The sequence below is a fragment of the Spiroplasma mirum ATCC 29335 genome, assembly GCF_000565195.1.
Lineage (GTDB): Bacteria > Bacillota_I > Bacilli_A > Mycoplasmatales > Mycoplasmataceae > Spiroplasma > Spiroplasma mirum.
Window position 1 is genome coordinate 197,406 of the sequence record NZ_CP006720.1, and the last position, 22,130, is coordinate 219,535.

General features: G+C 30.0%; 39 protein-coding genes. 31 read left to right on the forward strand and 8 right to left on the reverse strand.

The window, feature by feature from the left end:
* Nucleotides 1-5: 5 nt before the first annotated feature.
* The 9 genes from P344_RS07285 (at nucleotide 6) to P344_RS07290 (ending at nucleotide 4,342) form a co-directional block, all read left to right on the forward strand.
* Nucleotides 6-362 carry an FAD-dependent oxidoreductase gene (locus P344_RS07285; protein ID WP_236681425.1) on the forward strand — a complete coding sequence of 119 codons (357 nt, stop codon included), beginning with the start codon at nucleotides 6-8 and terminating at the stop codon, nucleotides 360-362.
* A 116-nt stretch (nucleotides 363-478) separates the two neighbouring features.
* Entirely contained in the window at nucleotides 479-1,219 is a 741-nt protein-coding gene (rlmB, locus tag P344_RS00915) for a 23S rRNA (guanosine(2251)-2'-O)-methyltransferase RlmB (protein WP_025317015.1), read from the forward strand.
* Between the two features lie 342 nt (nucleotides 1,220-1,561).
* Nucleotides 1,562-1,717, forward strand: a complete 156-nt coding sequence (locus tag P344_RS06505) for a hypothetical protein (RefSeq protein ID WP_156028499.1) — start codon at nucleotides 1,562-1,564, stop codon at nucleotides 1,715-1,717.
* A 144-nt stretch (nucleotides 1,718-1,861) separates the two neighbouring features.
* On the forward strand, nucleotides 1,862-2,011 hold the full coding sequence (gene rpmG, locus P344_RS06255; RefSeq protein WP_081717375.1) for a 50S ribosomal protein L33: 150 nt from the start codon (nucleotides 1,862-1,864) through the stop codon (nucleotides 2,009-2,011).
* A 9-nt stretch (nucleotides 2,012-2,020) separates the two neighbouring features.
* Nucleotides 2,021-2,485 (forward strand): preprotein translocase subunit SecE, encoded by a 465-nt coding sequence (gene secE / locus P344_RS05915; protein WP_025317016.1) that lies wholly within the window; start codon nucleotides 2,021-2,023, stop codon nucleotides 2,483-2,485.
* Nucleotides 2,486-2,518: 33 nt separating this feature from the next.
* Nucleotides 2,519-3,142 carry a transcription termination/antitermination protein NusG gene (gene nusG, locus P344_RS00930; protein ID WP_025317017.1) on the forward strand — a complete coding sequence of 208 codons (624 nt, stop codon included), beginning with the start codon at nucleotides 2,519-2,521 and terminating at the stop codon, nucleotides 3,140-3,142.
* 13 nt (nucleotides 3,143-3,155) lie between these two features.
* Complete coding sequence (locus P344_RS00935; protein ID WP_025317018.1) at nucleotides 3,156-3,752, forward strand: DNA-3-methyladenine glycosylase; 597 nt, start codon at nucleotides 3,156-3,158, stop codon at nucleotides 3,750-3,752.
* Nucleotides 3,753-3,771: 19 nt separating this feature from the next.
* Entirely contained in the window at nucleotides 3,772-4,170 is a 399-nt protein-coding gene (locus tag P344_RS00940) for an HNH endonuclease signature motif containing protein (protein WP_248679156.1), read from the forward strand.
* A complete protein-coding gene (locus tag P344_RS07290) occupies nucleotides 4,148-4,342 on the forward strand; it encodes a hypothetical protein (protein ID WP_248679158.1) in 195 nt (64 codons plus the stop codon). Before P344_RS00940 ends, P344_RS07290 begins: the two co-directional genes overlap by 23 nt.
* 108 nt (nucleotides 4,343-4,450) lie before the next feature.
* On the opposite strand, the gene P344_RS00945 is transcribed toward P344_RS07290, so the two are convergent.
* Nucleotides 4,451-4,951: an isochorismatase family protein gene (locus P344_RS00945; protein WP_038677543.1), complete on the reverse strand. Its 501-nt coding sequence runs from the start codon at nucleotides 4,949-4,951 to the stop codon at nucleotides 4,451-4,453.
* A 94-nt stretch (nucleotides 4,952-5,045) separates the two neighbouring features.
* Here P344_RS00945 and rsmG point away from each other — a divergent pair, with 94 nt between their 5' ends.
* From rsmG to P344_RS01000, 15 genes are all read left to right on the forward strand, one after another.
* Entirely contained in the window at nucleotides 5,046-5,744 is a 699-nt protein-coding gene (gene rsmG / locus P344_RS00950; RefSeq protein ID WP_025317020.1) for a 16S rRNA (guanine(527)-N(7))-methyltransferase RsmG, read from the forward strand.
* A 64-nt stretch (nucleotides 5,745-5,808) separates the two neighbouring features.
* Entirely contained in the window at nucleotides 5,809-6,579 is a 771-nt protein-coding gene (locus P344_RS00955) for a ParA family protein (protein ID WP_025317021.1), read from the forward strand.
* Nucleotides 6,569-7,459 carry a ParB/RepB/Spo0J family partition protein gene (locus tag P344_RS00960; RefSeq protein WP_025317022.1) on the forward strand — a complete coding sequence of 297 codons (891 nt, stop codon included), beginning with the start codon at nucleotides 6,569-6,571 and terminating at the stop codon, nucleotides 7,457-7,459. The genes P344_RS00955 and P344_RS00960 overlap by 11 nt, the downstream gene beginning before the upstream one ends.
* A 15-nt stretch (nucleotides 7,460-7,474) precedes the next feature.
* A complete protein-coding gene (gene ychF, locus P344_RS00965; protein WP_025317023.1) occupies nucleotides 7,475-8,575 on the forward strand; it encodes a redox-regulated ATPase YchF in 1,101 nt (366 codons plus the stop codon).
* A gap of 11 nt (nucleotides 8,576-8,586) precedes the next feature.
* Nucleotides 8,587-9,039, forward strand: a complete 453-nt coding sequence (gene ispF / locus P344_RS00970; protein ID WP_025317024.1) for a 2-C-methyl-D-erythritol 2,4-cyclodiphosphate synthase — start codon at nucleotides 8,587-8,589, stop codon at nucleotides 9,037-9,039.
* A 117-nt stretch (nucleotides 9,040-9,156) separates the two neighbouring features.
* The gene (locus tag P344_RS08035; protein ID WP_158500441.1) at nucleotides 9,157-9,267 is read left to right on the forward strand and encodes a lipoprotein; all 111 of its coding nucleotides are present in this window, start codon (nucleotides 9,157-9,159) and stop codon (nucleotides 9,265-9,267) included.
* A gap of 44 nt (nucleotides 9,268-9,311) precedes the next feature.
* Nucleotides 9,312-9,533: a hypothetical protein gene (locus tag P344_RS00975; RefSeq protein WP_148552275.1), complete on the forward strand. Its 222-nt coding sequence runs from the start codon at nucleotides 9,312-9,314 to the stop codon at nucleotides 9,531-9,533.
* A gap of 124 nt (nucleotides 9,534-9,657) precedes the next feature.
* A complete protein-coding gene (locus tag P344_RS00980; protein WP_025317026.1) occupies nucleotides 9,658-10,038 on the forward strand; it encodes a hypothetical protein in 381 nt (126 codons plus the stop codon).
* An 81-nt stretch (nucleotides 10,039-10,119) separates the two neighbouring features.
* Entirely contained in the window at nucleotides 10,120-10,386 is a 267-nt protein-coding gene (locus P344_RS00985) for a hypothetical protein (RefSeq protein WP_025317027.1), read from the forward strand.
* A gap of 147 nt (nucleotides 10,387-10,533) precedes the next feature.
* Nucleotides 10,534-10,683, forward strand: a complete 150-nt coding sequence (locus P344_RS06510; protein ID WP_156028501.1) for a hypothetical protein — start codon at nucleotides 10,534-10,536, stop codon at nucleotides 10,681-10,683.
* A 238-nt stretch (nucleotides 10,684-10,921) separates the two neighbouring features.
* The gene (locus P344_RS06515; protein ID WP_156028502.1) at nucleotides 10,922-11,077 is read left to right on the forward strand and encodes a hypothetical protein; all 156 of its coding nucleotides are present in this window, start codon (nucleotides 10,922-10,924) and stop codon (nucleotides 11,075-11,077) included.
* 251 nt (nucleotides 11,078-11,328) lie between these two features.
* A complete protein-coding gene (locus tag P344_RS00990; protein ID WP_025317028.1) occupies nucleotides 11,329-11,517 on the forward strand; it encodes a hypothetical protein in 189 nt (62 codons plus the stop codon).
* Between the two features lie 244 nt (nucleotides 11,518-11,761).
* Complete coding sequence (locus P344_RS00995; protein WP_025317029.1) at nucleotides 11,762-12,007, forward strand: hypothetical protein; 246 nt, start codon at nucleotides 11,762-11,764, stop codon at nucleotides 12,005-12,007.
* Nucleotides 12,008-12,928: 921 nt separating this feature from the next.
* A complete protein-coding gene (locus P344_RS08040) occupies nucleotides 12,929-13,051 on the forward strand; it encodes an FtsX-like permease family protein (RefSeq protein ID WP_408069009.1) in 123 nt (40 codons plus the stop codon).
* 12 nt (nucleotides 13,052-13,063) lie between these two features.
* Entirely contained in the window at nucleotides 13,064-13,423 is a 360-nt protein-coding gene (locus tag P344_RS01000; RefSeq protein WP_025317030.1) for a hypothetical protein, read from the forward strand.
* Nucleotides 13,424-13,572: 149 nt separating this feature from the next.
* Here P344_RS01000 and P344_RS01005 read toward each other — a convergent pair whose 3' ends face one another.
* Nucleotides 13,573-13,917 carry a hypothetical protein gene (locus P344_RS01005; RefSeq protein WP_025317031.1) on the reverse strand — a complete coding sequence of 115 codons (345 nt, stop codon included), beginning with the start codon at nucleotides 13,915-13,917 and terminating at the stop codon, nucleotides 13,573-13,575.
* A 33-nt stretch (nucleotides 13,918-13,950) separates the two neighbouring features.
* Here P344_RS01005 and P344_RS01010 point away from each other — a divergent pair, with 33 nt between their 5' ends.
* Entirely contained in the window at nucleotides 13,951-14,235 is a 285-nt protein-coding gene (locus P344_RS01010) for a hypothetical protein (RefSeq protein WP_025317032.1), read from the forward strand.
* Here the strand turns inward: P344_RS01010 and P344_RS01015 are convergent.
* Together P344_RS01015 and P344_RS01020 are read right to left on the reverse strand one after the other, a co-directional pair.
* Nucleotides 14,185-14,520: a hypothetical protein gene (locus P344_RS01015; protein WP_025317033.1), complete on the reverse strand. Its 336-nt coding sequence runs from the start codon at nucleotides 14,518-14,520 to the stop codon at nucleotides 14,185-14,187. The two genes, P344_RS01010 and P344_RS01015, sit on opposite strands and share 51 nt — an antisense overlap.
* Nucleotides 14,521-14,601: 81 nt before the next feature.
* Nucleotides 14,602-14,832 carry a hypothetical protein gene (locus tag P344_RS01020; RefSeq protein WP_025317034.1) on the reverse strand — a complete coding sequence of 77 codons (231 nt, stop codon included), beginning with the start codon at nucleotides 14,830-14,832 and terminating at the stop codon, nucleotides 14,602-14,604.
* 160 nt (nucleotides 14,833-14,992) lie between these two features.
* Here P344_RS01020 and P344_RS06520 point away from each other — a divergent pair, with 160 nt between their 5' ends.
* The 6 genes from P344_RS06520 to P344_RS01045 all read left to right on the forward strand — a co-directional run bounded on the left by P344_RS06520 (nucleotide 14,993) and on the right by P344_RS01045 (nucleotide 20,597).
* On the forward strand, nucleotides 14,993-15,154 hold the full coding sequence (locus P344_RS06520; protein WP_156028503.1) for a hypothetical protein: 162 nt from the start codon (nucleotides 14,993-14,995) through the stop codon (nucleotides 15,152-15,154).
* A 23-nt stretch (nucleotides 15,155-15,177) separates the two neighbouring features.
* On the forward strand, nucleotides 15,178-15,579 hold the full coding sequence (locus P344_RS01025; RefSeq protein ID WP_025317035.1) for an FtsX-like permease family protein: 402 nt from the start codon (nucleotides 15,178-15,180) through the stop codon (nucleotides 15,577-15,579).
* 105 nt (nucleotides 15,580-15,684) lie between these two features.
* Entirely contained in the window at nucleotides 15,685-17,148 is a 1,464-nt protein-coding gene (gene gltX, locus P344_RS01030; protein WP_025317036.1) for a glutamate--tRNA ligase, read from the forward strand.
* Nucleotides 17,138-18,370, forward strand: a complete 1,233-nt coding sequence (locus P344_RS01035) for an HD domain-containing protein (protein WP_025317037.1) — start codon at nucleotides 17,138-17,140, stop codon at nucleotides 18,368-18,370. Before gltX ends, P344_RS01035 begins: the two co-directional genes overlap by 11 nt.
* Before the next feature lie 30 nt (nucleotides 18,371-18,400).
* Nucleotides 18,401-18,910, forward strand: a complete 510-nt coding sequence (gene rpoE, locus P344_RS01040) for a DNA-directed RNA polymerase subunit delta (RefSeq protein WP_245565525.1) — start codon at nucleotides 18,401-18,403, stop codon at nucleotides 18,908-18,910.
* A gap of 85 nt (nucleotides 18,911-18,995) precedes the next feature.
* Nucleotides 18,996-20,597, forward strand: a complete 1,602-nt coding sequence (locus tag P344_RS01045; protein WP_025317039.1) for a CTP synthase — start codon at nucleotides 18,996-18,998, stop codon at nucleotides 20,595-20,597.
* 98 nt (nucleotides 20,598-20,695) lie between these two features.
* On the opposite strand, the gene P344_RS01050 is transcribed toward P344_RS01045, so the two are convergent.
* The 4 genes from P344_RS01050 to P344_RS01060 form a co-directional block, all read right to left on the reverse strand.
* On the reverse strand, nucleotides 20,696-21,292 hold the full coding sequence (locus P344_RS01050) for an NAD-binding protein (RefSeq protein ID WP_081739920.1): 597 nt from the start codon (nucleotides 21,290-21,292) through the stop codon (nucleotides 20,696-20,698).
* A gap of 126 nt (nucleotides 21,293-21,418) precedes the next feature.
* Complete coding sequence (locus tag P344_RS01055) at nucleotides 21,419-21,763, reverse strand: PfkB family carbohydrate kinase (RefSeq protein WP_025317041.1); 345 nt, start codon at nucleotides 21,761-21,763, stop codon at nucleotides 21,419-21,421.
* Between the two features lie 9 nt (nucleotides 21,764-21,772).
* Entirely contained in the window at nucleotides 21,773-21,925 is a 153-nt protein-coding gene (locus P344_RS06525) for a hypothetical protein (RefSeq protein WP_156028504.1), read from the reverse strand.
* Nucleotides 21,900-22,079, reverse strand: a complete 180-nt coding sequence (locus P344_RS01060) for a beta/alpha barrel domain-containing protein (protein WP_025317042.1) — start codon at nucleotides 22,077-22,079, stop codon at nucleotides 21,900-21,902. The genes P344_RS06525 and P344_RS01060 overlap by 26 nt, the downstream gene beginning before the upstream one ends.
* Nucleotides 22,080-22,130 lie beyond the last annotated feature (51 nt).

The window sequence follows — 22,130 nt, forward strand, 5'->3', positions numbered from 1 at the left end:
TTAATATTGTCCGTTATGGGGTGTTACATAAAAATAATTATATTAATTCCCCAAATCTATTAAATCAATCGTTACAATTAAAGCAGAATTCTAATATTTTCTTTGATGGCCAAATTACCAGAGTGGAAGGTTACTTAGAATCAACGGCGAGTGGATTACATCGTGCTTTGAATGTTTATCAATATTATCATCACCAAAAGCCAATCATTTTTCCCCTACAACAAGTATTAGGATCGTTAATGAATTATGTTACTAATCTTCGGCAAAAAAATTTAAAACCAATGAAAGTAAACACTGGAATTATTGCAATGTTAGATCAATCTTATGATAGTAAGAAGGCGAAAAATCTCGAAATTTATTAGCGGGCAATTAAAGTATTAACAAAACTAATTTCTGATAATAGCATTTTAAATCTTTCTAGTTAGATGTATTATTAATGTGTAATTTATGCATTTTTTGTTAAGAAAGGGTAAATATTATGCAAGAATATATGTATATTTATGGAATCAATGCTGTTAAAGAAAGTTTACTTAATAAGAATATTAAAATTAAGTGTTTATATGTTAGCGAGAATAGTAAGTTAATGGCTCAAATTATAACAATTGCTCAAAAAGAACACATTCCGGTTAAACAAGTTAGTAAACAAATCTTATCAAAATTAACAAATAGTGAAAAAACCCAAAATGTGGTGTTAGAAATTTATAAACCACAATACTATACGTTAGAAGAATTGATGATGAAAGCTAGTCAAAAACCACATCCGTTTTTGTTAATTCTTGATAAAATTTTTGACCCGCATAATTTTGGAGCAATTTTACGAACTTGTGACATGTTTGGTGTTGATGGGGTCATCATTCTGGATAAACGCCAAGTTGAGTTAAATGCAACAGTGGCGAAAACATCAGCGGGAGGATTTAACTATGTTCCGATCTGCAAAGTTAACAATTTAACAAATGCTGTTGAATACTTAAAAAAACACGGTTATTGAATTTATGCCACTAGTTTAAACGATAATGCCCAACGAGTTGACAGTTTAGAATATGATACTCCAATTGCCTTAATCTTAGGAAATGAAGGAAAGGGTGTTAGTCAAAAATTATTACAACATTCTGATTTTAATATTTTTATTCCGACAAATGGTCATTTAGATTCCTTAAATGTATCAGTTGCCACGGGAATTTTAATTTACCAAATTAAAAGCTCCCAACAGCAACTATAAAATAATAAGGAGGTATTATGAGAGATGAATAAATATGAATTATTATATTTGTATCAAGATAAACATAATGAAAAAGCCCTTTTAAATTTGTATAAAATTTATTGTTAAAAATTAGAAACAAGCAAACGCCGAACTTACTATAAATATTTTAGTCTACCCGTTAAATTAGAAAATTTAGAAACAATTAAGTATTTTTCAATTATGAAAAGTGACCAGATTTATAATCTGACTTCTAAGAAAAAATTAAGTGATTTTATTGAGCAAAGATTTATTTAAAATATTCACAATTATTTGCGAAAACATTTAAATAGTAAGAATTATGTTCTTAACGGTTATTTAAAAATGTTGGGGACTACTAGTTTTGACCAAGACAGTGCAGTTAATCTTGAACAAGATTTATTAGAAGCAGAAGCGCTTATTTTAATCAAAGAATATTTGTTTACAGTCTTGTCACCTCTTGAGGAAGAGGCTTTTCTTTTTTTGAATAAGAGGATATAATATAAGAGTAATTTCACACGATACTGACAAGTTGATAATGCCCAACAACGGATCATGAAAAAAATTAGAAATTTTAGTAAAAATAATGCATCTTGGGTATAATTTTTGGTATTAATATACTATAATTAAATATGGTGAAATAATATGCGCGAAAAAATCATATTAGTATGTTCAGAATGTTTAAATCGAAACTATATTACTTATAAAAACAAGTTAACTCATAAGGAACGTTTTGAAATTAAAAAGTTTTGTAAAACATGTAATAAACATACAATTCATAAGGAAACACTGTAGGTGATAAAAATGAGTAATAATAAGGATAAAAAAACACCAAAAACTCCCAAAGAACCAAAAGTTAAAGCGGAAAAATTAACAAGAGCCGAACGAAAAGAACAACGTGCCCAACTAAAAGTTGAACGTGCCGCAGCAATGTTCCAAAAACGAAAAGCAAAAGAGGCACCAATTAAAATTGGTAGTATTAAAGAACCAGCGGGAGTGGATGAAGCACCAACAGCGGAAAAACCTAAAAAAAGTTTTTTTAGTCGTAAAGGTGAAAAAAAATATAAAGACCGTATTAATTGAAAATTAGCTTTCCGTGAATTTCCAGTAAAAATGGCAAAAGAAGTGAGCCGAATTCGCTGAGCACGGAAGGGTAGTCTCGGGAGAAAGTTTTTAATTACAATTCTTTTTATTATCGCATTTGCAGTATTTTTCTTCTGCTTAGATGAAATACTATCACATGTTTTAAAAGTCGCACATATTATTTAAAGAAAATAAAATAATTTAAAAAGGGGTAAAAAAATGAGTGAAAATAATTTAAATGTAACACAAACTAACCAACCAGAACTTGATGATATTAATAAGTATAAAGGGAAATGATATGTAATTAATAGTTATTCAGGACATGAAGATCGTGTTCGCGATGACTTAATCCAACGGGTAGAATCTTTGAATATGAAAGATGTTATTTTTGATATTCGAGTAGTCAAAGAAATGATTCCCTCAAAAGGAAAAGGAAAAAAACCAGTTGAAAAAAACCTTTATCCAGGTTATATCTTTATTAATATGATTATGAATGATGATGCTTGATATATTGTTCGTAATACCACTGGAGTTACCGGGTTTATTGGTTCATCAGGACGGGGAACAAAACCATTTCCACTAACAGACCAAGAAGCCCGCACAATGTTAAGTAAATCTACTTCATTTAAAGAAGCACAAACAAATAAAAAAGTTAAAAAAGTTTATGTTGCTAATTTTGAAGTTAATGATTATGTAAAAATCATTGCTGGTCCGTTTACTGATATGGAAGGACAAGTTACAAAATTAGATACAACAAAGGGAATGGCAACTGTTAATTTAGAGATGTTTGGGCGGTTAACACCAACTGAAATCCCTTTTGATCAATGTGAATCAATTAAATAGTATTTAACATCAAATGACAAATTTACAACAAAGAATTACTAACCCCCAGTTTTTTATTAATAATGCCATTGTCGTTGCCCAAAGATTATTAAATAAGTATTTGGTGCGGATTATTGATGGGAAAAAAATTATTGCTCGCATTGTCGAAGTTGAAGCCTATGATGGTTCAACCGATGATGCTAACCACGCTTTTAATAATAAAAGGACAGCGCGCAACGAAACCTTATTTTGAAAAGGCGGTTTTGTTCATATTTTTATTATTTATGGTATGTATTATTGTTTAAATTTTGTTTGTGACCAGGAAAATTATCCAAGTGCGGTTTTAATTCGAGCTTGTGAAATTATTAGTGATGAGCGTGACGAAGCTTTTCAACCCAACTTTAAACTCGCCAATGGTCCGGGAAAAGTTTGTCGCTATTTAAAGATTGATAAAACGAATGATGGGTTAGATTTATTAACAAATGATGAATTATTTTTACTAGATAATGAAGACTTGCCACCAAGCGCAATTGTAACGACTCCCCGGATTAATGTTGATTATGCCACTGTTGCAAAAGATTATTTATACCGGTTTTATATTAAAAATAATCCCGCAATATCAAAGAAATAAATAATAAAAAGGTGAAACAATGAGTATAGAGAAAAATGAAATATGAAAAGTTCATTCTGATTTTCCGCACTTGGAATTTAGTAACTTAGGGCGAATTCGGAACAGTCAAACTAAACAAATTAAAGAATTAAAAAAACCGAAAAATACCAACTATTTTTTAATTCGCCGTCGGGTTGATAACAAAACAAAAACAAAACCACTCCACCGCATTTTAGTTGAGCTATTTATTGGCGACGTTCCCCATAACATGACTGTTGATCATATTAATGGAAACCCCCGCGATAACCGGGTGGAAAATCTGGAAGTTGTTTCGCGCAAAGAAAACACCGTTCGGCAAATTAAAATGTGGTCTCATCCGCACAGCTTTTATGACCGCCAGTTAATCCAAGCGCATAATGAAAAAAAAATGGTTATATAAAGATACCCTTTACAATTGAATTGATTTATTAAAACTTCTTTATCGACAAAATATTATTTATTATCAAGTACAGTGAAGAAGTAGTAAAGAGGGAAGAATTGGTTATTTACCAAATGGTGAATTGATTAAGCGGGTTAAATTTAAAGAAATGGAAAAATTACTTGACGATTAATTTCCTCAAAAGATTTTAGTTTTAATGAACCACCACTAATATTTAAATTAGTGGTTTTTATATTTAGTGCTTATTTATAAAAAAAAGGAATAATTATAATTATTTCTTTTAAAATTTTATGTGGTTATCAATTCCGGCACAAAGATTTAAGTCAACATAACCATGGTAACCTAATTTAATTGCATCAACTAAAGTTGCTGAAACACAAACATCAAGGGCAACTCCGACAATACAAAGTTCTGTGATATGGTTTGTTTTTAAATATTCATCTAACCTATTACTAGTATGGTCATCATCAAAGAAGCCACTGTAACTATCGGCATTTAGCTTTGTTCCTTTTAAAATAATTTTGTCAAAACTACTTTCTGATAAATTATATAATTCACTACCCTTGGTATTTTGAATACAATGGGGTGGTCAGATTTCAAATGAGCAATGATGTTCAGGGTGTCAGTCTTTAGTGGCAATGACTAAGTCATTATTATTTTTATATTTGTTAATTAATGCTAATAATGGTTTTTGCAATTTTTCACCATCTTTAACATATAATGAACCGTTTGGATCTACAAAATCATATTGGTAATCAACAACTATTAAGGCCTTTTTCATTTTTATTTACTCCTTTATTTATTAATATTATTATGATAGCATTAGAAATTGATATAATAAATAATAAAGGAATAAATAGTAAGGAAACTGAATAATGATTGAAATAATTACAAATGTCTTTCCCAATTTAATAATTACTGAGTACCAACAAAACCAGTTAAAAATTTATTATGAATATCTAATTGCCCAAAATAAAGTAATGAATTTAACAGCCATTACAGATGAACAAGAAGTATATTATAAACATTTTTTAGATTCGTTATTATTATTAAAACATTATCAAATTAGCGAAAACAGTAATATTTGTGATGTTGGTAGTGGAGCTGGTTTTCCGGGAATTGTGCTAAAAATTATTAATCCTAATTTTAAGTTAACTATTATTGAAGCGTTAGAAAAACGTTGCAAGTTTTTAACTAACTTAGTTGCTAAACTTAATTTAACTAATATTACTATTATTCATGCTCGAGCTGAAGAATATAGTTACAATCATTCTGAAACATTTGATATCATTCTTTCTCGAGCAGTTGCCAACTTAGGAATGCTATTAGAATTAACCGTGCGGTTAGCAAAAGTTGGGGGTTTGTTAATTTGTTATAAAGGTGCTAATATAAAAATAGAATTAACTGCTAGCCAGAAAACAATTGAAGTTTTAGGGTTAGAACTAATTAATTTACAATATGAAAATATTGACCACTTAGGGGAACGAAACATTTGTTTTTTTAAAAAGCGCCAACCAACTAATAATAAATACCCACGTAATTTTAGTCAAATAAAAAAATGACCAATTGGTTAAAGTGTTATATAATATAATTGGATATTTTATTATTAAATTAGATAGAAAAGAGGATAGGAATTATATGGGAAAAATCATTGCGGTTACTAATCAAAAGGGTGGAGTTGGCAAAACAACAACTTCGATTAATTTAGCAGCCGGGCTGGCGTTACATGGTAAAAAAATACTTTTAATTGATATTGATCCCCAGGGGAATTCTACAACGGGGATTGGTACCAATAAAGATGATATTTCAGAAAGTATGTATGATGTTTTAATTGGTCAAGTACCATTGAAAAATATTATTATTCCAAATATTATTCCCAATGTTGATTTAGCTCCAGCGACAATTTCCTTAGCAGGAGCGGATATTTATTTAATGGAGCAATCAGAAGATAGTCAAAGTTTATTATTAGACCGTATTAAACCAGTGCGCGATAACTATGATTTTATTTTAATTGATTGTCCACCATCATTAGGATTAATTAATCGGAATGCCTTAGGTTGTGCTGACTCAGTCTTGATTCCTATCCAAGCTGAATACTATGCGTTAGAAGGATTAGCTCAATTATTAACTTCAATTCGGTTTGTCCAAAAAATGTTTAATAAGAATTTAACAATTGAAGGAATTGTCTTAACAATGTTTGACTCACGCACCAAACTATCCTTTGAAGTAATGAGTGAAGTTAAAAAATATTTTAATGAAAAGGTATATAAGACTTATATTCCCCGCAATATTAAAATTAGTGAATCACCATCCCATGGGTTAAGTATTTTTGATTATGATAAGGGTGGTGCTGGTGCAATTGCTTATCGGGAATTAACAAAGGAGGTTTTAGCAAATAATGGCAACTAAAAGCAGATTAAGTTCAAAAGGTTTAGATAAAATCTTTGGTGAAGGTATTAATGATGTAATTAAAGAAATTGAAAATAATGAAGAATTGAAAGAAACGGCCAGTGAAATTAAGTTAGAAGAAATTCTTCCCAATCCCCACCAACCCCGCAAAGTTTTTAAGGAAGAAGAATTGCAAGAGTTATCAACTTCAATTAAAAAACACGGAGTTATTCAACCAGTTATTGTTAAAAAAACAACAAATGGTTATTATTTAGTAGCGGGAGAACGTCGTACGCGTGCTGCCAAACTAGCTGGTTTAACAACAGTTCCGGCAATTGTTGTTGATTTTGATGATCAACAAATGAAAGAAGTTGCGTTAGTAGAAAACATTCAGCGCGTTGATTTAAATGCCATTGAAGAAGCGAATGCCTATAAAGAATTGTTAGATTTATTAGATATTACCCAAGAAGAATTAGCAACCCGGATTGGAAAATCACGTAGTCATATTGCAAATACGATGCGGTTATTAAATTTACCAAAAGAATTACAAGCTGATGTGTTAGAAGGAAAATTAACAATGGGGCAAGTAAAACCATTAGTAAGTTTACAAGCTGATGTTAGTGAAGTTAAAAAAATTGCACAACAAATTATTAAAGATAATATGAATGCCCGCCAAGTTGAAGAATTAGTTAAACGTTATAATAGTGGGGATAATATTAGTATTAAACTAAAACCAATTAAAAAACTTGAACAACGAACAATTAATGAATTCTTAGAAAATAAAATTATGCGGAAATTAGGAACCAAAGTGATTATTGATAAGGATAAAATTATTATTAATTACTTAGGAGTTAAAGATTTAAACCGCATCCTTGAAATTTTAGGATTAACAGATGAATAGAAAGCGAGTATTACTATGCCGTTAAAAATAGGAATCGTTGGTTTACCAAATATTGGTAAATCAACATTATTTAATGCGATTACTAATTCCCAAGTTGAAGCTGCGAATTATCCGTTTGCAACAATTAACCCGAATATAGGTGTGGTCGAAGTCCCCGATGAACGAATGCACCATTTAATTGAGATCTTTCAACCATACAAAGCAATTTATACAACCTTTAAATTTTATGATATTGCTGGTTTAATTGCTGGTGCCAGTAAGGGAGAAGGGTTAGGAAATGCTTTCTTAGCTAATATTCGTGATACCGATGCAATTTGTATGGTTGTCCGTTGCTTTAAAAACAAAGATATTACCCATGTTGAAGGAAGTATTGATCCGCTTCGTGATATTGAAATTATTAATTTAGAATTAATTATTGCGGACCAAGAACAAATTGAAAAACGGATTAATAAAATTGCAAAGCGGGCACAAACCTTAAAACAAAAAGAAGATGTTTTTGAATATGAACTTTTACAAAAATTAGACCAGCAGTTAACAGCAAATAAATTATTAAAAGATTTAGTTTTAACTGCCGAAGAGTACAAAGCAATTAAAAATTTTAATCTGCTTACAATGAAACCTTTTATTTATGTAGCAAATATTGCTGAAACTGATTTACAAACAAAAACTAACCCGTATGTTGCAAAAGTACAACAGTATGCCCAGGATAATAATATTGAAGTTGTGACAATTTGTGCCCAAGTTGAACAAGAATTATTAACTTTAAATGATGAAGAAAAAACAATTTTTATGGAAGGCTATGGGATTCAAGAGTCAGGATTAAGTCAGTTAATTAAAAAATCTTATGCTTTGTTAGGTTTACAAACTTTCTTTACTGCTGGAAAACAAGAAGTCCGCGCCTGAACTTTTAAAAAAGGCGCAACGGCTCCTGAATGTGCCGGAATTATCCACACTGATTTTGAAAAAGGTTTTATTAAAGCAGATATTTATGCTTACCAAGATTTAATTACTTATGGCAGTGAAAAAGCAGTAAAAGAAAATGGTAAAATGCGTAGTGAAGGAAAAACTTACATTATGCAAGATGGTGATATTTGTTTCTTTAAATTTAATGTTTAGGAGTGGTTTTCATGCGAACTGGTAATAGTTATGATTTACATAATTTAATTCCCGGGGAATTTATTAGCTTGGGGGGAGTAAAAATTCCTTGTCAATGCCAAGTCCAATCAATTTCAGATGGGGATATTTTATTACATACCATTAGTGAAGCTATTATTGGAGCGTTAGGGTTTGGTGATTTAGGAGATTGATTTGATGAGAGTAATGTTGGTTTGTCTTCCCAAATTATTCTTGCCAAAGCGCTCGACTTGTTGAAAGACCAAAATTACGAAATTGCCAATGTTGATAGCACTATCATTGTTGATAGTCCCAAACTCCAACCCCATAAAGAAAATATTAAAGATAATTTAGTTAAATTATTAAATGTAAATCCAAGCCAAGTTAATATCAAAGCCACAACTTCTGAACAAAACTTTCCTAGTATTATTCAAGCTTATACAACAGTTTTATTAATTAAAAAATAATATTAAATTTTTTTAAAAGTTTATCAATTATTTCAAAATTTCTTAAAAAACTAGCAAGAGATACCTTGTTTTTTTTGAAATAATGAATTTGTTTAGCGAAAAAGTGAGGGAAAGAAAATGAAAAAATTATTAAGTATTTTAGGTTTTCTTTCTTTAATTGGGACTTCAGCAATTTCTGTTGTTGCTTGTTCTGGCACTAGCGGTAGTGTGATACAGACGCTCTATTAGAATAAACCTTAACAAGTACCAAAAGTTTATCAAAATTGATGATTATGAGCCGTCATGAAAATTTAAATTTAACACAAGCGGAGGCTAATTCATTTATTAGTCATGATAGTGTTAATAATGTTTTAAGTAACCGAGAAATTAATTTAGGGAATAACCACAGTTTTATTAAGTTATATACTTTATATAACCAATGGAAAAACTGATTTGCAACAGCAAGTCAAGATGAATTTAAGGATTCGGCAGATTTTATTCAAAAAGATGATTAAGTAACAATGGGGCCAATTTTATTGGTTAAGTGGCGACTCGTCTAATTTAAATACGGGAGGAATAAATAGTTTAGATTCTAATTTATATACTAGCTCAACCACTGTTAATAATGGTTTAAGTAATATGGATACAGTGTTAAAATTATTTGATAAAAATTCACTAGATAGTATGGTTAAATTATTATCAACTTTCTTACCAACAACAAAAACTGAAGGGCAACGGCCATATGGTTTAGGAAATCTTAATATGATTTATAAAGATTATGCTTTTGGGATTATTGTCAATGGAGATCAAGGAATGTTTTTAAATGCTGTGTATAAAGTTGCTGAGAATGATGAAAGAAAACAAAAAGCAATTGCTTTATATGGTCAGGACCTTTATACAAAGTTATTTGGTAATCCAGATAATAATTCAATTGTAGATGAAGATGGAAATAAAGCGCTTTGAAATAAAAGTGATACAAAAAAATGGTGATGATACGGGATTATTTGGGCAAACTATTAAAGAACAAATTGCCTTAGTGAAACCTAATCTTGATTCATCAACTGCTCATGATGATGACTTCTTTAAATCTGACTATGCTGTATGGCAAGATGGTGTAAAAAAATCTTAAAAGATAGTACGACATTATTAGAAATTGCAATGGCTGCTGCGCACGCTAAACCTGCTCAGTTTGATGAGTTTATGCACTTAACAGATAATGATCGAGGAATTAAAGCGATAGAATTAGGAATGCAAATAAAATTACATATTAATTTAAAATTTAGTGATGTTAATTATAAATTATTTTTATCAGGAATAAACCAATTTTTAACTGCCTTAGTTAATTTTAAAGGTGATGATACAAGTTAAGATGCTTTAGAAAATGATAGTAATTACAAATGAACCACAATTGATAAATTACATCATGCAACTTTAGGAAAAGATGGAAAAGGAGACTATAATAAATTTTGAACTTCAAATAATAATACTAATTATCGTGATGAAGTAAATTGAATAATGGGTTATGATTCTAGTGGCACATCACCAACTGGATTTATTAAAAACTCATTATATGATGTTTTATATTCATGAGGTCACGATAAAAATGGCGATATGTATAATGCTTTATATGGTCCCGTAAAGTGCCTTTGCGAAAGGAATAATTAATTTTAACAAATAAGCTGATTTTGTTTATGATAATTTATATGGACCATGGTTAGAAGGCAAAAAATACTGAACATATGAAAACATTAAACATCAATATCATGCAACAGGAAAATTAGCAGCGGTGTCATTTAATATTGAATACCATGGGTTAGGAGATTTATTGACAAGCCTTTAATTTAGATAAATTAAAAAATAATGAACAATATCGTGTTAGTTGAAACGGAACGGGGTTTATATTTTGATTCATCAGATCTTAGCAAAATTCTATATGGACAAGTTAAAAAATAAATCCCATGTCGAATGAACAAACATTTGAACTTCAGTAATTAATGATATGATGTTAACTGATATGAAATGATATCAGCCAAATGGTGTTGATTATTATTACTTTTAATTTAATAGGATAGAAAAAGCATTATTCAGTTTATGAAGAATAAAAAAGGATAATGTTTTTCTTAGGTAGGAAGAAGATAATATGAAAAAGAATTTTTTATTAATTAAGCAAAATTTACTAAGCGCTTTAAAAATTAAAATTCAATTTATTGTTTTTTTCGTGCTCCTTTTTTATATTCTTTAATCATTGCCTTATTTTCTTCTACAATTAATCGGTTAAATAAAGCAAATGCTTTTTTATACCCGAAGAGTGTGGACTATGATTATTCGTATGCTTTTAAAACTCGTGATACCAATAAAGCAAACTTACAATCGTTTACACTGCTTTTTGCGCTTAGTGATAGTGATAATTATGTGTCATATAATGATTTACAAGATAATGTTTTTTCGTTTCCAACTTTAAGCATTGGTGGTGACGATAGTGCGTTTTGCGAGCTTTAACAACAAGCGATTATCTTATTAATGTTGATAATACTAACCATGCCACATATTAACGTGAACATCAAAAAACCAATTTTATAATTTTAATTATGATGGTGCTGATTTTAAAAATTCACTAATTGGTCAGTTATCCCATAAAGCTGAAGATAGTTTTAATCCTGCTTATCAACAAGAAGTTAAAACCACAATTACTAATTATCTTTTATTTTTAACTTACACTAAAATTACGGATAACATTAATCAGATGTTAACCGGTTTAATTAACTATAATTTAAATAAAGCGGTTAATCCGTGAACAAAAGAAAATGTTAATGATAAGTTTAAAGATTGAGTAAATTATGATGGTACTAGTGCGCAATGAAATCAGCACATTAATATTAATCATTCTACTAATATCGCCATTGTTAAAGAATACCAAACAAAAGTTAATCCCATTGTTAGCAATGATTTTTTTGAACAAGGTTTAAATGGGAATCTAGGAAGTGTTTAACAATATGAATATTATGATAATAGTAGTGGGGAACTAAAAAAATGGTTATACCTATTTTTATGGGGGTAGTATTCTAACTTCAACGCAATTTAAGAATCCCTCGGCGCCCGAAAATTATGCTTCGTTAAGAATTGGAAGGTTATATGATAGTAGTTATTATCTTTTTAATAGTAGTTTTTGTGGGCACACTAACTTAGAGTTTTTCCAACTTTATAATAAGTTATTAGAATTAAATGAGGGATTTAATGTTTTTGATTGCTGCGAATTCATTACTTGGGATACGAAAAATAATGTAAAGTTTAAATTAGTTGATAAAAATAGTGTTAATTTAAAAATCTTTAGTGCGTTGCCAAGTTATAATCCGAACTTTTGAGGCTATGTGGTAATTACACCGGGCGGGCTATTATGCTAAAAAACACCATTTAAAATTAGAAGATCATATTAGTGTTAATAATTATCAGCAGGACCAGGATTTAGTAATTGGGGCGTTTGGAAGTGACTCGCAAAATGGTTATCCAACAATTTATGATGTTGATGTATTACCAAACTCTAATAGTGAAGCAACGATTTATGTTACTTCTGATGTTTTTGCAAATAATAAATTAGGTAATCCGACAACAGCATTTGAAACATCGCGGGTATTTTTAAAAGTTATTACTAAATAATAGTGATATTAATATTTTTCAGCAACATTTTGCTGATGAATATAATAATATTTTAAAAAACTATGTAGGGATTAAAAACAATACTCCGTTAGTAAATTAACTAAAGATTCAAAGCAAAGATGATGGTCCAAAAATTTATAATCGGTACCAAATATTGGGAAATGTAATTCATATTTTTACCATTGTTATAACTGCCATTATTATTTTCTTTGGAATTATTGTTTTATTTGCATTATGAATAATTATTAAAAAGTAAATTGAAAAAGAAAAAAATAAAATTGGAATTTTAAAATCATTAGGTTATAACCAAGTTCAAATTACCTTGGCGTATTCTTTTTACCCATTAATTCCAATTCTTATCGGAATTATTTTTAGTTAGGTAATTGGGTTAGTGCTTCAAATTCCAATTATTGGGGTTTTTAGTAATTTCTTTACCTTGCCAAACCAGTTTGATGCTTATTATCCATCATTATTTTATAGTTTAATTGGTTTTCTAGTGTTACGTAGTTTAGTATGTTTCTTTATTTCGCTCCGAATGATTTCCATTAATACCTTATATTTAATTAACTTTAATAAAAACTTACGCCCTAATTTGTTAATTTTAAAACTAAGAGCAAGTTTACCGTTAAAACGATTTAATACTAAATTTAAATTTTTGATTGCAGCAGTTTCAGTCAAAAAAATTGTGATGATTTTTGGAACAATGTTAATTGCTACTTTTGCAATCGCCATGGTGATTGCTTACCAGTAACTGGTTCGTCGATTGTCCGTGATTATTATAAGTATTGGAATTTTAAAAACGAAACGGATTATGAAGCTCCGATTCCCAATTCATCAATTACGCACTATGATGTTTAACAATGGCAAGGAGTTGGCCAGGGGAATAGTATTGATTATCCCTTAACAAACAACGGAGTGATTCCCAAGTATTAAACTATGGTTAATTCCGGTAATTTTTGATAAAACTGTATAAGTAACATTATCAACCATAAACTGGATTTGATCATCTGGTTTACCTGTTGTTAGGTCGCGATAATCATCTAAAATTTTTTGTAATGATCCAATCGAAATATTAGTTCCGCGAAAGGCCAATAAGTTATATCCTAACATATTAATAAGTTCACTGGGGTAATTACCACCTTTATCAATTGTAGTATCATATTCATTCGTATTAATTTTGCTAGTTTCTCGTCATGATGGATTACCAATTGAATTATAGTTGGTGATTGAAAATCATGTATTCAACAAACCGTTAGTGCGTTAGCACCAGCTTATTTTATGGAATATTGAAATAAATCAGTGGAACGTCAAAATGAATTTACAATTACTGCTCAAACAGTACCGTATGACCAAGCAAGCGATGAATTCTTTACGAAATTTACTTCAACTGTGCAATTAAACAACCAAGCGTTAGGGATTGCAACATATGGAATTAATCCTAATAGTCGGATGATTACTTTTAATAAGGATTTATTACAACAAGATAAATATCAAAATAATACACTTCCAATCTTAATCAATAAAGCTTTTGAAAACTGGTTCGCAATATTTTGGTTTAAATAAATTAGTGGTTTTTCATAAGAATTTTGAACCGACCACCTTATAATTAACTTTCTTTTGGCAAGGATTACTTGCTAAATCATTTGCATTAGCATTCTTTAACAACCCGGTTTTAAAAGCTTCCGTGTACCACTGTGTGGGAATTCCGGCATCACCAATCACTTGTTGCACAATAGTAATTGCAATAAAACTATAATTTCAATCAAATGGACGAATAACATAACTATTATCCCGTGTTCGTACAACACCATATTTACTATCAATTAACGATGGAAACAGGTTTTCCAAAGGATTTTTGTCATTAACAATAACTTTATTCAGGTCAATATCATTGACTCCTGGCTGGTAATTTTAGTAAGATATTTTTTATTAAATAATATGGACAAATATGCCCCCACTACTATCGGTATAAGTTAGATCATAATATCCATATTCTAATGCAGTATACCGACTAGGATTAGTTATCCCTTTATATTTAACTAAAACAGAATTTCCATAACTTAGGTGGCTAAAATCAATTTGGTCCAAGGGAATATCCTTGTTAGGGTCATACGAATCAATGCCCTGGTCATTATCTAAAGTATCATTATATAAATTCACCAGGCAGGATCAATTGGAACTGTTTGACCTAAGGTATTTGTATAAGTTAGAATATCAACATTTGGTTGGGCGCTAATAATATCATTAACATGATAGTTATAACTTTTGTTAGGTTATGCTACAACTTATCATCAGAACTTGGGGGTTCCCACTTATTTTAATGGGAAAGTTACCTTTAATCCAGAACCAACTGACCAAACACCAAACAACAAGATTGAGATTGGCTTCAATAACTGGTGGGTATGATATTAATAATTTTAATGACAACTTTAACTGAATGGTCAAAGATAATAATATGATTAGTACAAAATTAATATTTTAGACCGGGTTGCTTTAATTGCCTTAATGTTAGGAATTACCTTTATCTTAATTAATATTTTTGCGGCAATTGCCATTGTCAATATGATTATTAATTTATTTGTTAATCAGTTTAGTAAGATGATGGCCTTATTACGGATTCAAGGATATACGAACCGGGAAATTAACTCTTTTACCCTAGGGTTATTTACTCCCATTGTGATGATTACTTTAATCCTTGGTTTTATTGCCGGATGGTTTGCGAATGTCGGGGGAATCATTATTTTTGAAAACGCCCATCTGATTATGCTTCCTTATTCATTTACATGGTATTTAATTATTATTGTACTATGTACAATTGCCATCATTTATTTAGTAACTTATCTGTTATCAGCACATAGTTTACGAAAAATGAACATTCAAGAGCAGGTTGCTTTATTAGATGAATAGAAATTACGAAGATTAATTCGTAATTTTTTTGCCTTTTTTAAGAAAATACTTATATAATTATTATGTTAAGGGTAGGAAAAATACCAGCATTGAGAAGGAGTTATAATGGAAAAGAAAATTAGATTACGATATGCTCCCAGCCCAACGGGATTCTTACATATTGGAAACACCAGAACAGCATTATTTAACTACTTATTAGCAAAACATTACCAGGGTGCTTTTATTTTAAGAATTGAAGATACTGATGTCGAACGAAATGTTGAAGGAGCAATTGCCTCACAATTAGATAATTTACGATGATTGGGAATTGAACCAGATGAAACTATTGATAAACCTGGTCAATATGGACCATACACCCAGTTAGAAAGATTACAAACATATGAAGAATATGCTAATAAGTTGTTAGCCGCTAAAAAAGCATATTATTGTTTTTGTACGGCCCAGGAATTAGAAGCTTCGCGTGAAAAACAACTAGTCCAGGGTTATGCTTCCCCTCGTTATGATCGTCGATGTTATCGTCTTTCGGAAGCCGAAGTTAATGAAAAATTAAAAAATAATGTTCCGACAAGTATTCGCTTTTTTGTGCCTGATAATGAAAGTTATGATTTTAATGATTTAGTGCGTGGACCAGTTCACTTTGAATCAAAAGATCTTGGGGACTGAGTAATTATAAAATCAAATGGGATTCCAACTTATAATTTTGCGGTGGTAATTGATGATATTTTAATGGAAATTAGTCATGTTGTTCGGGGTGAAGAACATATTTCAAATACCCCAAAACAATTAATGATTTATCGAGCTTTTGAAAAAGAACCACCAATTTTTGCCCATCTGACTTTAATTGTTAATGAACAACATAAAAAATTATCAAAACGTGATGGTCATTTAATGCAGTTTATTAGTCAATACCGTAAAATTGGATACTTACCAAATGCCATTTTTAATTTTATTGCCCTATTAGGATGATCACCATTAGGAGAAGAAGAAATCTTTATTAAGGAAGAACTGATTAAAATTTTTGATGAAACAAGACTAAGCAAATCACCAAGTATGTTTGATGTCAAAAAATTAACTTGAATGAATAATTTATATATTAAAAAAATGAGTGATGAGGAATACTTAGCATTTACCAAACCCTTTTTAGCAAGTGCTTATGATTTAACAAATAAAGCGGATGATTGATTAACAATGCTCTTATTAATTTTTAAAAAAGAACTGCAATATGGCCAAGAAATTGTTGCTTTAACAAAACCATTTTTTGTTCAGGTTACTGAATTAAGCTCAGAAACAATTGGAATGTTAAATAACTTAAATAATTATCAGGAATTAATTACCGAGTTTCGTAACCAAATTAACCAGTTAACAAACTGAAAAGAAATTAGTATTAAAGAAATTATTAGTATGCTGGGGAAAACTTTAAATGTTAAAGGAAAAGACTTGTTTATGCCAATTCGGATTTTTGCTTCACACCAAGAACATGGTCCAGAATTAGCAAAAGTTATTTATTTATTAGGAAAGGAACAAGTTATTAAAAACATTGATAACTTATTAAATAGTAATGAAAAGTAAATTACCATTAATTATTCGTGATAGTGTCCATGGTGACATTGAGTTATGAGAACAAATTGCCGTTAACCTTATCAATAGTCAAGAATTTCAACGCTTGCGTAGAATTAACCAACTCGGTGGTGGGCAGTTTATTTTTCCGAGTGCTTCACACACTCGTTTTACTCATTGCATTGGAGTTTATCATTTAATTAGTGAAATTTTAAAAACAAAATCATTCCAAGAAAATTATCCCAATCCGCGTCAGCAGTTACTAGTCAAATTAGCGGGATTATTACATGATATTGGTCACGGACCATTTTCACATACTTTTGAAATGGTAAATTATGTTAATAAGGCTAATATTAGTCATGAAGAATATTCAGCGTTAATTATCAAATCACCAATAACCCAAGTTAATCAAATTTTAAAACAGGAATTAACTGATGAAGAAATTGCTGAACTATGTTTAATGATTGAAGGAAAACACCCTGATAAAGTATTATCATCCTTAGTATCTTCCCAAATTGATGCGGACCGGATGGATTATTTGTTACGTGATGGGAAAAACAGTGGGGTTGAATATAGCCATTTAGATGTTCAGTGAATTATTCGTCATATTGATATTAAAGATCACAAAATTGTATTTCCGCAAAAAACTCAGTATGCCATTGAAAGTTATTTAATTGGGCGTTATCATATGTACAAACAAATCTATCTCCACCCTTTAAGTATTGGTTTTGACTTAACCTTTAAGATGTTTTTTCAAAGATTATATGATTTATACCACGCAGGATTTCAATTTAAAAATAATGATATAATAGATTTATTAAAACCATTATTGGAAGGGAAACAAATGACAGCAATTGCTTATTGCCAACTTGATGATTACACTTTTTTTACTTACATTAAAATGTTAAGTAATGAAGAAGATGAAATATTACAAAAACTAATTACAATGTTAACTAACCGTAATTTCTTACGTCAAATTGATGCTAAACGGACTGATTTAGAAGAAATTAAAAAAAATTTGGCAAAAAAATACAAAAACTATTATAATTATTTTATGGTTGAATTTGAGTTAAAACAAGTAAAACTTTATGATGGTGAAAAAAAACCAATATTTATTCAAGTCAATACTGATATTAAAAATCTAAATGAAATTTCTGAAATCTTTTTAGCAAATAGTGATAAAAAATTACATGGTTCAATATCATATTACACAGTAAATGATGTCTTGAAATAAATTATTAATAATTTAAAAGGGGTAGAACAGATGATGAATGATAATGTTGAATTATTAGAATTAGTATATGAATATTTAAAGAAAATTAAACACAGTGATACTTTTGAAAATATTTGAAATGCAATTGCTGTGAATGATATCAGTGTCCAAGGACATAGTAAAGAAGATGTTATTGCCGAATTATATACTGATTTAGTATTAGATAATCGTTTTGTTTTAACAAGTGAAGGTATGTGAGGTTTACGTGAACTTTTAAAATATGATGAAATTAAAAAACAATATGATTATACTGATCAATTTGAAACAACTGAAGAGTTTGAAGATATTGATTTAGATGAAGAAGAAGATGAAGGTGATCTTTCTGATCAATTAGATTTTGATGATGACGATGAAGATTTAACTGAAATTGATTTAGATGATGATTTAGCAGAAACTGAGTTTTTGGTTGACGATGATGACCAAACAGTGGCTGCTAAATTAGGAATTACCGAAGAAATTGACTGACAAGCTTTAGAAAAAGAAATGGAAGAGAATAATTAAATTTTATATGTAATTAGAAACAATTATATATTAATTTTCGATTGTTTCTAATTTTTATTTTTAGTGCAGAAAGGATGGAAAAACTATGACTAAGTATATCTTTGTAACCGGTGGGGTTGTTTCAGGACTAGGGAAAGGAATTATGACTTCTTCAATTGGGGTCTTGTTAAAAGCAAGTGGTCTTAAGATTTTTATGCAAAAATTTGATCCGTATTTAAATGTTGACCCAGGGACAATGAGCCCTTATCAACATGGCGAAGTTTATGTAACTGCCGATGGTGGTGAAACTGATTTAGATCTAGGACATTATGAACGTTTTATTGATGAAAATTTAACAAAAGAATCAAACATCACATCTGGTTTTATTTATAAAAATGTTATTGAAAAAGAACGCCATGGCGAATATGATGGACGAACTGTCCAAGTTGTTCCTCACATTACTAATGAAATTAAAAATAAGGTTTATTCAGCCGCAAAAAATTCGCAAGCAGATGTTATTATTACTGAAATTGGGGGAACAGTTGGGGACATTGAATCATTACCTTTTATTGAAGCAATTCGTCAAGTTCGGATTGAAAAGGGTCGTAAAAATGTTATTTTTATTCATGTTTCGTTAGTTCCTTATATTGCAGCTTCAAAAGAATCAAAAACTAAACCAACCCAACATTCCGTAAGGGAATTATTATCATTTGGAATTCAACCCGATATTATTGTGGCTCGTACAGAACAACCATTAGATAAAAATGTTCTGGCCAAAATTGCTTTATTCTGTAATGTTGAATTGCAAAATGTCTTAGTTGCTAATGATGCCAAAACAATTTATGAAGTTCCGTTACATATGTATGAACAAAATGCCCAGTTATCAGTAGCAAAATTATTAAACTTAAAATTACCTCGAACAGATATTAGTCAATGAAACCGTTTTGTGAACCAGATTCATAATTCGCAAGCAGAAATTGTCATTAAACTAGTTGGTAAATATGTTGAATTACCGGATGCTTATTTATCGGTAATGGAATCATTGTACATTGCCGGCTATGAAAATAATGTTAAAGTTAAAATTGACTGAATTAAAGCTGATGATGTTTATGAAGATAATTGTTCAGAATTATTAGCCGGGGTGAGTGGAATCTTAGTTCCTGGTGGTTTTGGTGAACGCGGATTTGAAGGTAAAATTTTAGCGGTTCAATATGCACGTGAACATAACATTCCTTTTTTAGGAATTTGTTTTGGAATGCAAGCAGCAGTCGTTGAATTTGCCCGTAATGTTTGTAAAATTCAAGATGCAAATTCAAGTGAATTTGGAGAAACTCCGCACCCTGTAATAGATTTAATCCGCGGAAAAAATAAGGATGAAGCACGGGGTGGGACCCTGCGCTTAGGAAATTATAAAGCAACCCTATTAAAAGGATCACTAGCAGCTCAATTATATCAACAAGATGAAGTTTGAGAGAGGCACCGACACCGTTATGAATTTAATAATGACTATCGTAAATTATTGCAAGACAACGGAATGATTTTTAGTGGTATTTATCAGGAAAAAGACTTAGTAGAAATTATTGAAATTCCTAGTCATCGGTTCTTTATTGCTTCACAATACCATCCAGAGTTTACTTCGCGACCAAATAAACCAAATCCGTTGTTTAATGGGTTTGTAAAAGCAGTCATTGATTATAACAATAAATAAAAAAATAGTAAGGATTTAGATTATTCTTTAATCCTTACTATTTTTATTTAAGTTGTAATTTGTTAACCCATGGTTTTGCAAAAATATCAACCTGACCACTATCTTCATAAATCTTGATGACCATTCCATGGTTCAATACAAATAAATTTGGTTTGATCATTAATTTTGGTAACAACACTGTCTAAGATAAATTCTATCTTCGGATTTTTCTTCGCTTTGGCTAGTAAATTATCATCCGCACGAAACTCTTGGCGACGATGAACTAAATAAACTTTGTTAACAAATTTAGTTAAATATAGCGCTTCTTCTAAAGCTGCATAGCCCCCACCAATTTGATCAATAATGTTATGGAGTACTATAAACCGGGTAGTTTGGTAAAATTGGTTATTAGCATATAAAAACCCAGTTAAAATGTTATCTTGTGGAGATATAATTTCTCTTTTGGTACACGCCAAAAGCTTCAACTTAGGAAATTCAGCCATTAAGTTTTGTCATCCGGTTTGTAATTCTAATTGATAATCTTCGCTGCTATTATTAACAATTAGATTAAGAATGAATTGTAAATCTTTGTAACCGCAAAAAGCATAATCAACATATAGCAAGATTGTTAAAATTGCTTGTTGGGCTTCTTGAATAGTTCACAAATTAGCTCGGTAGTTAAAATCAAAACTTATTGTTTTTTTTTTTTTTTGCATTGCTTGAATTAAATTCAAAGTATTTGTTTGAACTGTTTGGTTTAATGCTAAAGTAATTCCTGAAAGATGGAGATGGTCAATTGTTTTGACAATTTTGTTAATTGTTTCATCATCAGGATTTCAAGTTTAAAATGCTGAATTGTTCCGATCATAAGTTACTTCACCATTTTTAATACTAGTGGGGGATGATAAATAATATAATCCAATCCGGCTATTGTGAGTTGAAGTAATGAAATTGGTTTTAACACCAAATGAATTTAAATGTTTTTTAAATTTATTACCAATTTGATTTTCGGGAAATTGGCTAATTGCATAAACCTCATTATCCCACCCAGCTAAATTGATACCAACATTCATTTCTGCACCACCATAATTAAAACGAACAAAACTACCATCTTCAAAACTAGTCCCCATTTTTATTGTTAGTCGTAACAACGGATCTTCTAAAATACCAATGACTTTTTTCTTCATTTAAATATTTTATGTTAATCGCACGTATTCCTTTGGTTTATTAACAACGGCAAGATAAACATCTTTTTCAATTGGATTAATTAAATTACCACTAATCACACATGCTAAACAATCATTTTTCAACCATGTTTGGAGATTATGCTCATCTTGGCATAATTTCATTATTTGGTAAAGGTGCTTTAATTGCTTTAATATTATCAGGACTAAAACAACTTCGTGGAAATAGTTTTACTAGTTTTCAACCATTCGCTAAAATATTAGTAATTTCCGTAATTGTCATGACCCCGGGAATATATAAAACTTTTTTGCTTAGCATAACTTACTGATTGCCAAGTTAAAATTAGGTCCAACAATAAATTGACATCCC